The 14,798-nt window shown below is 68.6% G+C and carries 9 protein-coding genes; 2 read left to right on the forward strand and 7 right to left on the reverse strand.

The annotated features are described in order from the left end of the window. Nucleotides 1-252: 252 nt before the first annotated feature. The gene (locus CRYAR_RS02605; RefSeq protein WP_051569636.1) at nucleotides 253-2,775 is read right to left on the reverse strand and encodes a S8 family serine peptidase; all 2,523 of its coding nucleotides are present in this window, start codon (nucleotides 2,773-2,775) and stop codon (nucleotides 253-255) included. Nucleotides 2,776-2,870: 95 nt separating this feature from the next. On the opposite strand from CRYAR_RS02605, the gene CRYAR_RS02610 reads away from it, so the two are divergent. Then, a complete protein-coding gene (locus CRYAR_RS02610; RefSeq protein WP_035860214.1) occupies nucleotides 2,871-4,595 on the forward strand; it encodes a glycerol-3-phosphate dehydrogenase/oxidase in 1,725 nt (574 codons plus the stop codon). A 7-nt stretch (nucleotides 4,596-4,602) separates the two neighbouring features. Here CRYAR_RS02610 and CRYAR_RS02615 read toward each other — a convergent pair whose 3' ends face one another. After that, on the reverse strand, nucleotides 4,603-4,773 hold the full coding sequence (locus tag CRYAR_RS02615; protein ID WP_157017278.1) for a hypothetical protein: 171 nt from the start codon (nucleotides 4,771-4,773) through the stop codon (nucleotides 4,603-4,605). 222 nt (nucleotides 4,774-4,995) lie between these two features. On the opposite strand from CRYAR_RS02615, the gene CRYAR_RS02620 reads away from it, so the two are divergent. After that, a complete protein-coding gene (locus tag CRYAR_RS02620; RefSeq protein ID WP_211247923.1) occupies nucleotides 4,996-5,532 on the forward strand; it encodes a type 1 glutamine amidotransferase domain-containing protein in 537 nt (178 codons plus the stop codon). A 3-nt stretch (nucleotides 5,533-5,535) separates the two neighbouring features. On the opposite strand, the gene pgfA is transcribed toward CRYAR_RS02620, so the two are convergent. From pgfA to fxsT, 5 genes are all read right to left on the reverse strand, one after another. Next, entirely contained in the window at nucleotides 5,536-6,843 is a 1,308-nt protein-coding gene (pgfA, locus tag CRYAR_RS02625) for a cell envelope lipid trafficking protein PgfA (protein WP_035848206.1), read from the reverse strand. Between the two features lie 145 nt (nucleotides 6,844-6,988). Then, entirely contained in the window at nucleotides 6,989-8,449 is a 1,461-nt protein-coding gene (locus CRYAR_RS42565; protein WP_157017280.1) for a toll/interleukin-1 receptor domain-containing protein, read from the reverse strand. A 149-nt stretch (nucleotides 8,450-8,598) separates the two neighbouring features. Further along, the gene (locus tag CRYAR_RS02635; protein ID WP_035848208.1) at nucleotides 8,599-9,606 is read right to left on the reverse strand and encodes a toll/interleukin-1 receptor domain-containing protein; all 1,008 of its coding nucleotides are present in this window, start codon (nucleotides 9,604-9,606) and stop codon (nucleotides 8,599-8,601) included. 192 nt (nucleotides 9,607-9,798) lie between these two features. After that, nucleotides 9,799-10,833: a hypothetical protein gene (locus CRYAR_RS02640; protein WP_035848210.1), complete on the reverse strand. Its 1,035-nt coding sequence runs from the start codon at nucleotides 10,831-10,833 to the stop codon at nucleotides 9,799-9,801. Between the two features lie 47 nt (nucleotides 10,834-10,880). Then, complete coding sequence (gene fxsT / locus CRYAR_RS02645) at nucleotides 10,881-14,798, reverse strand: FxSxx-COOH system tetratricopeptide repeat protein (protein WP_084699967.1); 3,918 nt, start codon at nucleotides 14,796-14,798, stop codon at nucleotides 10,881-10,883.

The following is a 14,798-nucleotide window of genomic DNA, read 5'->3' on the forward strand; positions in this document are numbered from 1 at the left end:
CCCGTCGGCATGCGTGGGCGCGGTGGCGGGGCGGCAGGAACCGCGTAGCTACGGCGGCGAGAGCTAAGGGGTGGGGCTGGCGGGCGGAAATTAACGGGTGACGCTAGCCCGCGGGAGTTAACGGGGCAGCGCTAGCGGGCGGGAGCAAACGGGCGGGGCGCCCGCGGGGGTTAGCGGGCGGGGTCAGCGGGCGGGAGTTGACGGGTGGGGTCAGCGGGTGGGAGATGACGGTGCGGGAGATGGTGGGGTGGGTTAGCGGGGGCGGGTGGCTTCGCCTTGGCGGGCCAGGGTGACGGCCGCCGCGGCGTCTACGGTGCCGGCGCCGAGCACGTTGCGGGCGTTGCCGCCGCAGGACGGGGCGCTGCCCAGGGTCGCGTTCTGGGTGCTGGCGCGGAGCAGGGCGGCGGTGCGCACGATGTCGCCGCGCAGTGACGGCGCGGCCTGCCAGATCAGCGCCACGACCCCGGCGACCTGGGGGGTGGCCATCGACGTGCCGGACAGCCGCGAGTAACCGCCGCCCGGCCAGGCCGACAGGACGTCCACGCCGGGTGCCGTCAGATCGGGCTTGGACTCCGCGTCACCGGGCACCGGACCGCGGCTGGAGAAGCCCGCGACCACCTTCTTGTCGTCCACGGCCCCGACCGTGAACACCGAGTCGTACCGGCCGATCGGGTCGGTGATCGAGCGGCACCGCGGGCCCTCGTTACCGGCCGCGGCCACCACGAAGACGCCCGCGTCGCGCAGGGCCTCGACCGCCGGTTCGAGCGTGCCGGCACCGCACCCTTCGACGTCGGGGCAGCCCCACGAGTTGCTGAGCACGTCGGCCGCGCGGGCCGGGTCACCGTCGGCGAACGGGTCGCCGCCGGCCCGGAACGGGGCCAGCATGAACTGCAGACAGTCCAGGTAGAGGCCGGGGTTGCCGAGCGGGCGGGCCAGGTTCGCGCACCCGATCCAGGTGGCGCCGGGCGCCACCCCGACCTTCTTACCGACCGCGCTGCCTGCGGTGTGGGTGCCGTGGCCGTTCGGGTCGGTGGGGACGGTGGTGCGGTTCCACGGGTCGTGCCAGCTGTCGGCGCCGCCGCGGTAGGTGTCACGCAGGGCCTCGTGACGGGCATCGACGCCGCTGTCGGAGAAGCCGACGACGATGCCGCGGCCGTCGGTGCCCTCGCGCCAGGCCTGCGGGGCCTTGATCGTCTCGAGGTTGGCCGGCGTGCCGGTGAGGGTGCGGGTGTCGGCCGAGCCGGCGGTGGCGGCCTCCGGGATCGGACGGAGCTCGGGGTTCGGCTGCACCGCGGCGACGTCGTCCCGGGCGGCGAGCACGGCCCGCACGAGCGGGGTGTCGTCGACCTCGACCGCGTTGACCAGGTAATACGACGTCGGATCGGCGCCGACCTTACGGAGCGCCGAGAGCAGCGACGCCTGGGTGCGGCGGGCGTGCTCCACCAGGAGGCGGTAGACGGCGGTGCGGCGGGCGGTGAGGTCGGTGGTGGAGTCACCCACCGCGGTGGTTTCGGCCTGGTTCTTCAGGACGACGAACAGCCGGTCGCCGTGGAAGCCGTCCTGACCCGGGCCCAGCCACAGCAGCCCGGACGAGACCACCAACACCCCGATCAACGCCCCCGACAACACTCGCCCGCGACCACCGACCGCCCTCCCCACAGGCCGGTCAGCTTCGGCCCCCGCCTCGGACATGCCCGCCTCGGACATGCCCGCCTCGGACACGCCCGCAGTGAGCTCGGCCTGCGCCTCGCGTCCGGCGGCCTCGGGCGGTGCGATGGGCGGCGTGACCGGGGCGGCGCGTTTGGTGCGGCGGGCCGCGATGACCAGACCGAGCGCGACCACCGCACCCGCCACCAGCGCCAGCCAGGCCGAGATGCCGGTGCCGATCGCCGCCCACTGCGGCACGTCACCCGGCACCAGCAGGAGCGTGACCTCCTCGGCGTCGACGAACGCCAGCGGACCGAACGCCGCCAGCGCGACGAGCAGCGCACCCGACCACCGGCGGACCGGATCGACGCACGCCAGCGCCACACAACCGGCCGGAAGGACGCCGAGCAGCAGGAGTTGGGTGCCGGGGGACCCGAACGCACCGGCCAGCAGCGCGAGCGGCACGGCGAGCACCAGCGCGTCGAGCACCAGCCCGGCGACCGGACCACCCACCGGCACTCGGAGCGGCCCGGTGCGCCGCAGGCGGGACATCAGCACGCCGAGCCCGGACGCGGCCAGCGCGGCGGCCACCACGTCGAGCGGGCCGCCGAGCGCCCCGACCCACCACCACGGCAGCAGGACGAGCAACCCGCACGCGACCGCGACCGCGGTACCCACCCGGGGGCTTCGTGTCCCCGGTGCCTCCGCGTCGGACACCCAGCGCCGGAGCGCGAACGCGAGGACGAGCGCGACGACGCCCTCCAGCGCGTCGGCCACCGCGTCGCCGGCCGACCACGGCACCGCCCGCACGAGCCCGAGCAGCGCCGCGCAGACCGCGGCGAGCGTCCAGAGCCGGGCGATCGCGCGGATCACCGGCCGCTTCACCAGGAGCCAGGCCAGCGCCGCGGGTGCGCCGGCGCCCAGCGCGGTGAGCACGGTCAGCCCCGGCCAGAACACGCCGGGCACCGGGTAACCACTGATGACCAAGATCTCGTGCGCGACCCAGACGAACGGCTGAACCACGGCCGTGACCCCGACGGCAGTCAACCCGGCCAGCGTGACCAGCGTGGGGGCCACCCAGCGGGGGACACCACCGGCCGGACGGGGAGCGGGCACGTTGGGCTGCATGCGCGCACCGTATCGGTAGGGGCCGACATGCCTGGTCCGAGCGGCGGCGAGCGACGATCGCGACGTACCGTGGACCGGTGAGTCGTGATCCGCAGGTGTCCCGTTTCGCCGCCAGTCAGCTCGGCCCGCAGCAGCGTGCCGACGCGCTCGCGCGGCTGCGCACCGAGACGTTCGACGTCGTCGTCATTGGCGGGGGAGTCACCGGTGCCGGTGCCGCGCTCGACGCGGCCAGCCGTGGCCTCTCGGTCGCGCTGGTCGAGGCGCGCGACTTCGCCTCCGGCACGTCCAGCCGGTCGAGCAAGCTCATTCACGGCGGCCTGCGCTACCTGGAGCAGCTGAACTTCAGCCTGGTGCGGGAGGCGCTCGAGGAGCGCGGCCGCCTGTTGACCACGCTCGCGCCGCACCTGGTTCGCCCGACGCCGTTCCTGCTGCCGCTCAACCACCACGGGTGGCAGCGGCTCTACTACGGCGCCGGGGTGGCCCTCTACGACACGCTGGGATCGATCCTCGGCACGGCCCGGGGGGTGCCGCGCCACCGGCACCTGAGCCGCGCCGGAGCCCGTCGGCTGTTCCCGAGCCTGCGTCGCGACGCGCTCGTCGGCGCCATCCGCTACTACGACGGCCACGTCGACGACGCCCGGTTCGTGCTGGCGCTCGCGCGCACGGCGGCGTCCTACGGTGCCGTCACCGCGACCAGCACGCGCGTGGTGGACCTGCTGCGCAACGCCCGCGAGGTGGTCGGCGTCCGGGTGCGTGATCTGGAGTCCGACGACGAGTTCGAGATCCGCGCCCGGACGGTCGTCGCGGCCACCGGCGTCTGGAGCGACGACCTGTCGGAGATGCTCCACGAGCGTCCCGGCCTGCGCGTGCGCGCGAGCAAGGGCGTCCACCTCGTCGTGCCGCGCTCGGTGATCTCCGGCGACGTCGGGCTCATCCTGCGCACCGAGAAGTCGGTGCTGTTCGTCATCCCCTGGGGTGGGCACTGGATCATCGGCACCACCGACACCGACTGGGACCTCGACCGCGCCCATCCGGCCGCGTCCAGCGTCGACATCGACTACATCCTCGAACACGTCAACGCGGTCCTCGAACGCCCGATCACCCACGACGACATCGAGGGCGTCTACGCGGGGCTGCGGCCGCTGCTGGCCGGTGAGGACGAGTCGTCGTCGAAGCTGTCCCGGGAGCACGCGGTCGTGGAGCCGATGCTCGGGCTGATGCTCGTCGCCGGCGGCAAGTACACGACGTACCGCGTGATGGCCGCCGACGTCATCGACAAAGCGGCGCACCGCCTGCGTGACGTGCCGCGGAGCCGCACCCAGGACATCCCGCTGATCGGCGCGGACGGTTTCACCGCGATGTGGGCCAACCGGGCCGACCTGGCCCGGCGGCACGGCGTGACCGTCGGGGCGGTGGAGCACCTGCTGGAGCGCTACGGCTCGCTCACCACCGAGCTGCTCGCGAGCATCGACGCGGATCCGCGGCTCGGGCAGCCGGTCGCCGGTGCGCCGGAATACCTGGCCGCCGAGATCGCGTACGCCGCGTCACACGAGGGCGCGCTGCACCTGGAGGACGTGCTGACCCGGCGGACCCGGATCTCGATCGAGACCGCGCACCGCGGCCTCGACTCCGTCGAGGACGTGGCCGACGTACTGGCACCCGCGCTGGGGTGGGACGCCGCCACCCGGCGGCGCGAGGTGGAGCACTACCGCGCCCGGGTGCTCGCCGAGCGGGAGTCGCAGCGTATGCCGGACGATCTCACGGCCGACGCCGCCCGGCTGGGCGCGCCCGACGTCCGCAAACCGTCGGCGCGACCCTGACGCGGTTCTAGGCCGAGTGCACCTCGTCGAAGAGCGAGTGCTCGGGCGTGCCCTCGTTGGCCGGCTCGAGGTCTTCCTCGTTCGAGTGCTTCCGCCCCCACATCGCCGCACCCATGATGCCCGCGATAACCGCAACCGTCAGCGCGGTGAAGAGCGTCAAAACCAGAGGTGTGCTCATAGTGCTCAGCGTCGGGTGTGAAAGCGCCATCGTCAAGCGCCCTGGTCCGTTCGGGTGATGTCTTCGGCCGGTCGTGGGAGCAGGCAACTCTCCGTCGCCGAAGCAATTAATCTGCGTCGGAATTCCGGTCAGTGAGCAGTTTTCGTCGTCAGTTTGAGGTCGGATCCACCGGGAATTCGGCTCGGGACGGCACGGGGTGACAAAGACGACGAAAGGCTGACGATGGCTACGCAATTGAACGGCGCCCGGATCGCGTTCCTCGCAACGGACGGCGTCGAGCAGGCGGAACTCGACCAGCCGTGGGCCGCGATCAGCGACTCCGGGGGACAACCGGAACTGATCTCGCTGTCCGGAGGGAAGATTCAGGCGTTCAATCATCTGGACCACGGCGACACTCGTTCGGTTGATCGTGATCTGGATGCTGCGAATCCGGACGACTATGCCGCTTTGGTGCTTCCGGGTGGAGTAGCTAACGGCGATTTTGTTCGCGCGGACGAGCGGGCTGTGAGTTTTGTTAAGAGTTTCTTCACGTCGGGCAAGCCGGTCGGGGTCATCTGCCACGGCGGCTGGGTGCTGATCGAGGCCGGGGTGGTGGAAGGTCGGACGCTCACGTCCTGGCCCAGCCTGCAGACCGACTTCCGGAACGCCGGGGCGGAGTGGGTGGATCGGGAGGTCGTGGTCGACGGGAAGCTCGTGACCAGCCGGAAGCCGGACGATCTGCCGGCGTTCTCGGCGGCGGTGCTGGAGCAGCTCGCCTGAGTTTCACCAGCCGTCGGGGTATCGATTCCGGGGCTCCCGCGGTTCCGGCGGGGCGACCGTGTGGTCGCTCTCGGGGCCGATGAGCGTGAGCCAGTCGGTGTCCGGGTCGAGCGGGTCCGGCGCGCGGTGGCTGCCGGTGGTGTCCGGTCGCCGGTGCGCGCCGGTGTCGCCGTCCAGGTAGGGCCGGATGTAGCGGCTGAGCGGTCGGTCGGCCACCGGCGCCGGCGCCACCGGCTGGCCCGGCCCGACCTCCCGCCAGAAACCGGCGCCTGACCCCGGCCCGGCATTCCGCCGAGGTCCGACGTCCAGCCGCCGGGACGAAGCGTCCGGCCGGGAGGAAACGTCCGGCCGGGGGACAGCGGTGACCCGCTCCGGGTCGGCTACCGGAGGTAGACCCGGGCTCACCGGGACCGATCGGCGTCGGCGCCCGAGCAGGAGCACGATCCCGAACGTCGCCAGGAGCCCTCCGCCGCCCAACCCCCACACCGGCACCCGCCGCACCGTCTCGATCCGACGCTTGCTCTCCGCGACCAGCGCCAGCGTCTCCGGGTTCGGCTTCGCCCGGTCGCTGCGCAGCGTCGCCGCGAACACCGTCGCCTCGTCCTGCCCGCGGGAGTTGCGGAGCGTCGTCCGCGTCTGCACCTGCACGGCGAGCGGCGTACCGGTGACCGGCTCCACCCACATCGTCCGGACGCTCGAGTTCCATACCGGAGCGTCGTACGCCCGCGCCTCACCGACGAGCGCGCCGGTGTCCTCCCGGGTGCGGATCTGCCGCCCCGGAACCTCGGACACGTACCGGTAGACCAGGTGTCCCGCGATCGTCTCAGTCCCGACGAACTCGCCCGGGTTCGCCGACGCCGACGTTCCGTCCCAGAGCATCACGTCGCCGCGCGGAGCGTCGAACGGAAGCTTGAACAGGTACCCCTCGTGGCGGGTGGGCTTCTCGTCGACCGACTCCGCGCAGCAGTTGACCGCGGAGCCGGTGCGCCGGTCGATCGCGGCGCGTTCGACCGAGGCGCGGATGAACTGACCGTCGGCGGTGGAGATCACCTGCGAGAGGTCGACGACGAGCACCCGGTCGGAGCTGGCGTCGACGTCGGCCCGAACCGTCTGGCGCGCGACGACACTGCCCGTCTTCTCCTCGAGCGTCGTCATGTCGAGATAGGTGGCTTTCCCGGTCAGGTCGACCGTGCCGTACAGGTCGACCGGGACCACGACGAGGCGGTCGTGAGCCCAATACCGGATGGCCCCACCCAGAACGGCCAGGAACAGGCCGACGCAGATGAGCGTGAAACCGATGCCGCGGCGCATGGCTCCCCTCCCGACGGTGAAGCGAAGCGGAAGTTACCACGGAGTAACACCGCTCCGCGGAAGGCCGCTCACACTGCGTCATCGGGTGAAGATGTTAACCGCGATTAACGTTCGGCGATGACAAGCCACCGAGGTCGAACGAGGGCTAGGCGGTCGAGGGAAGGTGAAGCTTCGGGCGCGGGTCGTTGCCGAACGTCGGGGTCAAGCCGTTCACTTCCTCGACCGTCAGCTTGGGAAGATCGGGAGAATTAGGCAGGGAATGAATTATCTGGGAAAGAATACGAACAAAATCCCGGTACGAGTGATCTCCTCCGAAGTCCGCTAGCGAGAGACCTCCGTACACCGAATCGAGAGCCTCCGTGGTGTGCATGACGTCTCTTACGCCGTCCGGCCAGTCGGCCTTCCCCATGTCGCCCCAGCGCAACGGCAGAATTCCGACCGTGTCCTCACCGGCCCGTCGAGCCCGCTCGTTGAAGACGGCCCACTCCAGGCCGCACCACGACCGCTCGAAGTAGTCGCGGGAGCAGAGCGCGATCAGGACGCGCGACGTCGTCGCCGCGTGGTAGAGCTTGCTCGGCCAGTGCGAGCCCAACTGCATGTTCTGGTCGATGTAGCCGTCGTACTCCTTGGGCGCTCGCCTGGCATGGGTCTGAGTTTGCTGTTTGAGCGCCCGCCAGAACTCCAGAACCCGATGCTGGTCGACGTCGCGTCGGGAGTAGCTCAGGAAGAAGCGGTACGACTGGCCGGGCGGGGTGCGAGCGGCCTCGTCGGCCAACTGCCGGAGAGCCGCCTCGATGCTCATCGTGGCCGGATCGTCGGGGGCGAACTCGTGGGTGGCCGCCGCGAGCCCGCGCAGTCCGTCGGAGCCGTGCGAATCGCTGATGCGCTCCACCAGTTCCTGCCAGTACCTCGCGACCGACAGAGCCGGGTCGATGTCGAAGTACAGACCGTGATTGGTTCGCATGAGCGACGAGAAAGCCTGACGTCGCTCCGGCGTGTTGATCGCCGCCGCTCCCGACAGGAGATACACGACGTTCTCGAGCAGCCGTTGCGAGGGCTTCCTGGCCGGGGCGACGACCGCCGGCGTTGTGACCGGCTGCTCGCTCAGCGCCGAGAGAGCCGTGAGGCGGAGCAGGCGCAGGGCGACCTCCGCGTCCACCGCGCCGGCCAGAATCATCGCGTTGAGCTGAGCGATCCGGAACGGCTCGTCGCCCAGCAGGCTTCCCAGCGCGTCGGCGTCCTCCGGGTCCAGCAGGGGGTCGCTCTGCCCGAGCAGCACAGCCGACTCCGACCGCGCCAGCCGGCCGAGGCGAACGGCCGGGCCGCTCCAGGCCGCAGGCAACTCGGTGGCGACGCGCAGCGCGAGCGGGGCGTCGCCATTCAGAAGAGCGAGGAGCCCGTCGACCCTGGTGTCACCCTCGGGACAGTCGAACACGAAGAGTGAGCGCGGGCCGCCGATGCGCGTCGCCGCTTCCTCGCACTTCAGCTCACACTCCTTGAACGTGTTCCGCACGTCCGTGGAATCGAACCACCAGATGACGTCGTAATTCTGGGAGTAGCGGTAGCAGTATTCGATCGCCGCCTCCGTCTTCCCAGGTTTCGCCATCCCGGGGGTTCCGTGGAGGACGGCCTTTCGATGAACCTGTAAGCCCTCGTGCAGCTGGGCGAGTTCGTCGTCGCGACCGACGAAGGACAATCGCCGCGGTGGAACGTTGAAGACTCTCGGAGATCCCGAAGGTAGATCGAAGAGCGTGGTCAACGATTGCCGACCGGTGCCGACTCGACCGCGCGGACCAGCTCGTCGACCACTTCCGCCGTGGGTTGTTCCAGAGTGATCATCGAAGTGGTCCGCAGCTCGGCGGGGAGCGGGGTCGAGTCGAGCCGAACCCGGACGATCTTTTCGGGGTGGGCGGAGTCGACGAGAGCTGATTCCCAGTCCTGCGGCTGGCGAGAACGGTTGATCAAGTAATGGCGGGAAAGCAACACGACGACACGATCGGTTCGGCTCGCCGCGACGTCGAGTGAATCCTTCAGGCTGGTCTCGTGGTGAGCGTTCCACCGGAACAGATCCACTTGATGGCCTTTTTCCCGGAAAACTCCGCGGAGCCAGTCGGCCCAGGGCTGATCGGCTCCGACATAGCTGATGGCGATCGATCTGACCGCGTTGTCGCGCACCACCGGAACCTCTGACTCGCGCGGCTCGCTGCGCGGCTCGGGGCCCGTGGAGGACGGATCAGCCGCGAGATCGATGTGCTTCGCTTCCAGGATCTGGCGCACCACGTCGGTCACGATCGCGTAATACTCTTTGGATTGACCCCGGTGCCGCATGAAATCCGCCAGGCCGGAGCCGTCGTCCGGGCCGTGGACCGGCGGCCACCACGCGCGGTTCAAGTACCGAGGCTCCACGCCCTCGGGACGCTGCGGGAGCGACCCTCGCCAGCGCACGGTGATCAGACACTTTTCCGCCGGCGCGCGTTCAGCCGTATGTTTTCGCACACGCCCGGCGAAGCGCACCCATTCTTCTCGGCAGTCCGGATCGGCGAAGTAGTCGCCCGAGCAGAGTGCGACCATGCTCGGAACCCAGTCCGCCCGGTCGGTGGTGGACCGTTCCCAGCCCGGCGCGAGCCCGTAGCGGTCAAGTATGCCGCCGACACCGAGACCCGCCTGCACCCAGAGCTGCCGCTCGAGGTCGTCGTGGAATCTCTTGACGGCCCCGCGCTCGTCCTCAGAGGACGAATGGCTGGTGAAGAAGTAATAGTCCATCGCGCGCCGTCATCGCCGATCGAGCGGGTTCGCGCAGGCTCGACATATGCCGGACGAGGCCATATCCGTCGACCCCCTCATCGGCTGGCGACAACTTCTCGGGCGCTTCGCTCTCCGTATTCGAGGCGATGCGCACAGTGAGTTGCTCCGAGCAGTATAAATATCCCAAAGTGCCCGGTCAAGTGCCCATATTCATTCATTCTGTCCTGCCGAGTCTTCACTGGAGCTTTCCGGAAGGCGGAGAGCGATCTGTTCCGAAAGTTCCTGAACACGTGCGTCCGCGTCCGCTACCCGGGATTTATCGACGGTAACGCCGATTACGTACGACCCCGGGTAATGGGTCGAAATCTTGTTGTAGAACAGCGCGCCCTCTTCGACGTCGAGCACGAGTCTATTCAATGCCCCGGCCGTCACCGGGTACATCGACTGCTCCAGGGAACGCACCATCGCGTCGAGTCTGCTGCCGATTTCGCGATAACGGATGCGACGATCTTTTCGGCTTATCTGATCGAAGAAGAGCTTGAGTTGCGGCGCGCTGAACACGTCGACCGCACCTTGGAACGCGCCGCCGTCATAATAGGCTGCGTAGTGAAGCCGCTGTGGGTCGACGGCTTCGCGGCTGAATTCCCGAACCAGCGACTGGGTCGTGCTCTCGTCGATGAAGCCCTCGACGTGCGGACTGTTGCCGAACTCGCTGAGAATCCAGTCGCCCTCGCCCTGGGTCAGGTACCCGCCCGGATTCTGCGAGCCCAGCCGGTAGCGTGCCCTGACCTCGTTCGTGAGGTCGGCCATCAGCCTGTCGGCGGTCTGTAAGCCTGGGCTGTCGAACGCGTAGCCGACGAAGTACTGGCCGGTACGGATCTGATAATGATGGACCGACTGATTGTCGGCCTCCAGGACCGTGCGGATGAGACGACCACTTCGAATGGTCTGGAGTTGGCGGTCCAGCCGGTCGGCGAGGAAGTTCATCTGCCGCCCGTGCCAGCGGCACCACTCCCGCTGGCGCTCGACGTCGCGCTCGGAGGGAAGAGCGCCCGCGACGTCAGCGAGTACGTCGATCGAGAAGTCGAAGAAGCCCCGGGTGAAGTGACCGACGTAATGCAGCTTCCGTGCGCTGACGACCTCGCCGGTCAGTTGGATGAGCTCTTCGTTCTCCTCGGGCAGGTGACTCGCTCGGACGATGTTCGGCTCGACGGGTGAGGGCACGCTGTGTGCGTCTACGGACATGCGGTATCCCCTAGCGAACGTTCCGCGTACCTGGGTCGTCGGGCCATTCAGAACGCCGGCACTTCGAGATCGATCTCGCCGCGGTCGGAGGTGGGCCGGTCGATCGCGCCGCCTTCCTCGCGTTCCTGCGAGTCGAGGTGGTTGCGCAAAGCGATCTCGGAGTACGAGTGGCCGTTCCCGTACAAGCGCGTGAATGCGGAGCGGGCGTGGCTGTCGAGTTCTTTCGCGCGGGTGAAGTCGCCCAGGTCGACAAGGACGTTGGCGTAGTTGATCGACGCACCGGCCAAGATCGGGTGGCGGTCTCCCAGGCTCGCGTAGAGACCGTTCCACGATGCCTCGGCGTCGATGCCGCTACGAGCGAAGTCGCCGGTTGCCCGCCGGAACGTCGCGAGGGAACACTGGCAGATGAAAGTGAACGGATGATTGTCCCCGAACACCTCGCGGTACCCCTCAAGCACGTCTGCGCCCATAGCAACAGCGGCCTCATAGTCACCAAGAACGTGAAGATCTGTTGCGAGGTTCAAGCGGCACGACAGGGTGTCCGGATTGTTCAATCCGTAGCGCGCCGTGTACCGACGAACCGTTGCTTGGCTGAGCGACCGAGCGAGTTCGGGGTCGCCGAGACGCCGCCAGCTGACCGCCAGGCTGCGACGGGCACGTAGCGTTTCCGGTGCGTCGTCGCCGAATCGCTTGCGGCACTCCTCCGCGGTGTCCCGGAGAGTCCGCATGGACTCGGCGACCCGGTCGAGCTCGCGATAGACCGTGCCGATGTTCCCGTACGAGAACCAGGTGTGGCGGTGCCCGTCTCCCAACACGCGTCGGCGTCGGTCGTAGGTATCGCGATCCTGCTGGAGGGACTCCTCGGCCGAACCGATGAGCAACAACGCTTCGGCCAGGTTGTTCGCGGCGCTCAGCGTGTCGGGATGGTCCACGCCGAAGAGCTCGCGGAAGTAGGCGTACGTCGCTTGGTCGTCTTCCCAGCCCTCTCGGAAACGTCCGAGACCCCGGAGGTCCGCTCCGAAGCTCCGCAGTGTCATCAGCATCTGGGGATGCTGGGGACCGCCGAGCAGTCCCGATTGCACGGCCAGAATCTTCCGATCCAGCTCGTACGAGTCCCGGTACCGGCCTTCGGAGCGGTAAGCGTTCGCGACCTGGACGCCCATTCGCAGACGCAGCTTGGCGAGCTCCTGCTGGTTACCGTCGACACGCTCGTCGTCGGAGAGCGAGATCCATCGCTCGAAGCGGTTCTCGTGCCCGGCCGGTGCCGGCGGCGACCAGGTGTCGAGAAGACGCTCGCCGAGCCCGCACGCCTCTTCCCAGCGGCCCGTACGCCACAGATAGCGGACCTGGTTGACCAACCAGCGGCGGATCTCCCATCGATCGCTCCGGAGTGCTCCCGACGGCGTGATGTGATCCTGCAGCTCGTCGTAGGTCGCGTCGTGGTGGACCTCTTCGGCTTCGGTGTCAGGGGGCGCGAAGCGTGCGAGCGCGTCCAGAATCGCGGCGCGTCGGTTTTCGCGTTCCTCGGCCGTTAGCCGGGATCGGGCGGCGGCCTGCATCAACGGGTGGATGAAGATCGTGCGGCGGGTGAAGTCCTGCCGGGCCAGCCCGTGCCCACGCAGAACGCGGAGTATCTTGCCGGTCCCGAAGTCACGCAGGCCCGGGTCGGCCGCCTCGAGCTCGGCGAGCACCTGGCCCCGTTCGAGTAGCGCGAGGGCGATCGCGTTCGGCGAGAGGAAGCTGCAGTACTCCAAGAACAGCGCTGCCGCGGGGTACTCGCTCGCCAGGTTCTCGATCGACAGCCGCCAGCTGACCGCGGCCGGCAGGAACTCGTCCGGCTGATCGGCGTCCGCGCGCATGCGATTACGCCACTCGGCGAGGAGCCGCAGGTAGTCGTTGACCGCCGACGGGGTGTCTCGGCGCGGGTTGAGCCAACGCGCGGCGTGTTCGATCGCGACCGGGAAATCGCCGAGCGCGTCCGCGACGCGATCAGCCTCCCGGTCGGTCGTCCACGGAGCGCGGAACTTCAACAACTGGACGCTCTCGGGGCGGGTGAAACGCTCGAGAGCGATCGTCGAAGCGTTGACGCTCGCCCAGGCGCCGGTGTCCTTCGACGTGACGATGCTGTGGACGGAGACGCGCTTGGGTAGCAGGTCGATTATCGCGTCCGGGGTGTCCGCGCTGTCGAAGATCAACAGGACGCGTCGCGGCGGGTGTTCGCCCGACTCGGCGGGGGTCGTCCCGTTGCTCGACGCGCTCTCCGGGACCGACTGCTCGGACTCGTTGGCGGCGGCCACCGCGGCGTCGAGATCACGCAGTGACGTCTCCACGCTGATCCGGCTGATCGCCGGGACCCACCAGATCACGTCGTAGTCGGCTTGGAACCGCAGCGCGAACTCCAGCGCGGTCTGGCTCTTCCCGGTGCCGGACAGGCCGACCAGCGCTACCGGGCCGTCGGGAGTCGTACCGGGCGCCAGTTTGTTACGCAGTTCCTCCAGCACGTCGTCGCGCCCGACGAAGCGATCCAGGTTGGGGGGCAGCTCGATCACGCTCGGGCGGGTGCGCGGATACCGGGCCGCACTGTCGTGCGGCAACCGATCGGCCGGCGAATGCCGATCGAGGTGCGCCAGCAGCGCTTTCCGCGCGTCGTCGGGCCCGAAGCCGATCAGGTTCAGCCCGGGGATCTCCGACCACGGCGGAAGAGTGGAGCCCTCGTCGATGCGGATCGCCAGGATCTTGCTCTCGGCGTGCTTCTCGGAGGCCCGGATGCTCAAGGCCCGGGCGTCCAGCGACGACTCCCAATGCGACGAGATCAGCGCGACGACCCGGTCGACGTCCGGGATGGGATCGCCCGGCTTCTGGCCGGCTCGGCGCTCGACGACGCGGATGCCGTTGAGGTAGAGCACGGTACGGATCCAGTCCGCCCACGCGCGATCGCGCGGCGCATAAGCGACGAAGGCCGTCTGCGGCGCGCCGATCGGCACCCTGGCGTATCGGCCCTGCAGGGCCTGCCGGGTCGACTCCTTCATCGGGTGCGCCTCGGTGACCTCGCCTTCGGTGATTATCGCCGCCAAACGCTGATACGGGACGAGCAGACCCTCGAGCTCACTGGCCGGCTCCTCGATCGGAGCGAGCAGTTCCTCGAAGGCATAGTTGGACTTGTAGGGGATCTGGGTCTCGGCCCAGTACCGCTCGGGGTCGTCGAGGTCGAGTCGATCGACGACCGATTGAAAGGCAGCGCGGGCAAAGGCCCGGCTCTGCTTCAGCCGAGCCTGTTCGACCGGGTCGACCCGCATTGCCACGGGTAGGACCTTGATTCGACGTCCGACCTCCCGTTCGGCCGACTCGACGATGTGCTGAGCCGCCCACGCCCCACCCTGGATCGCCTGGTCGTTCATCGCGTAGCCGACCACGACGATGTCGGGCAGCAGTAGCGTGCAGATGTCGGCGTTGTCGGAGAAACCCGTCCGGCTGTCGATGAGTACGTAGTCGTACTCGTCGGACTTGAAATTGCGCCGCAGTTCCTCGAAGAAACTCAGTCCTTCGGCGGAGTTGTAGAAAGCGTCCCAGTTGAAGGTGCCGACGGCCTGCGCGTACGCGCTGTTCTGCTTGCCGGCAGGCAGGAAGCGGAACAGATTCGGCGGATCGAACGGCGTGTCCCAGAGGGTCACCGAGTCTTCGGAGATGTCGGCGTATTTCGAGCGAAGCGGCTCGATGTCCGGCGCATTGCTGTCGATGGCTTCCAATGCGTAATTCCGGAAGATGTCGATGACTCCGTCGGAGTTACGCAGCTCCTTGTCGAGGAGGAACGGTTCCAGGTATTTGTGCAGACCGGGAGATTCCAGATCCCAGTCGACCGCCAGAACCCGCTTTCCTCGGCTGGCCAGGATCCACGCGATGTTGGCCATGCACATTGTGCGGCCGACGCCGCCTTTGTATGAATAAAAGGTAACGACAGTACCCAT

It is taken from the genome of Cryptosporangium arvum DSM 44712 (assembly GCF_000585375.1).
Taxonomy (GTDB): domain Bacteria; phylum Actinomycetota; class Actinomycetes; order Mycobacteriales; family Cryptosporangiaceae; genus Cryptosporangium; species Cryptosporangium arvum.

Bases quoted from the DNA above. Each gene is read 5' to 3' on its own strand.
- CRYAR_RS02605 (WP_051569636.1), bottom strand. From the start codon at position 2,775: ATGCAGCCCAACGTGCCCGCTCCCCGTCCGGCCGGTGGTGTCCCCCGC.
- CRYAR_RS02615 (WP_157017278.1), bottom strand. From the start codon at position 4,773: ATGAGCACACCTCTGGTTTTGACGCTCTTCACCGCGCTGACGGTTGCG.
- CRYAR_RS02620 (WP_211247923.1), top strand. From the start codon at position 4,996: ATGGCTACGCAATTGAACGGCGCCCGGATCGCGTTCCTCGCAACGGAC.
- pgfA (WP_035848206.1), bottom strand. From the start codon at position 6,843: ATGCGCCGCGGCATCGGTTTCACGCTCATCTGCGTCGGCCTGTTCCTG.
- CRYAR_RS42565 (WP_157017280.1), bottom strand. From the start codon at position 8,449: ATGGCGAAACCTGGGAAGACGGAGGCGGCGATCGAATACTGCTACCGC.
- CRYAR_RS02635 (WP_035848208.1), bottom strand. From the start codon at position 9,606: ATGGACTATTACTTCTTCACCAGCCATTCGTCCTCTGAGGACGAGCGC.
- CRYAR_RS02640 (WP_035848210.1), bottom strand. From the start codon at position 10,833: ATGTCCGTAGACGCACACAGCGTGCCCTCACCCGTCGAGCCGAACATC.
- fxsT (WP_084699967.1), bottom strand. From the start codon at position 14,798: ATGGGTACTGTCGTTACCTTTTATTCATACAAAGGCGGCGTCGGCCGC.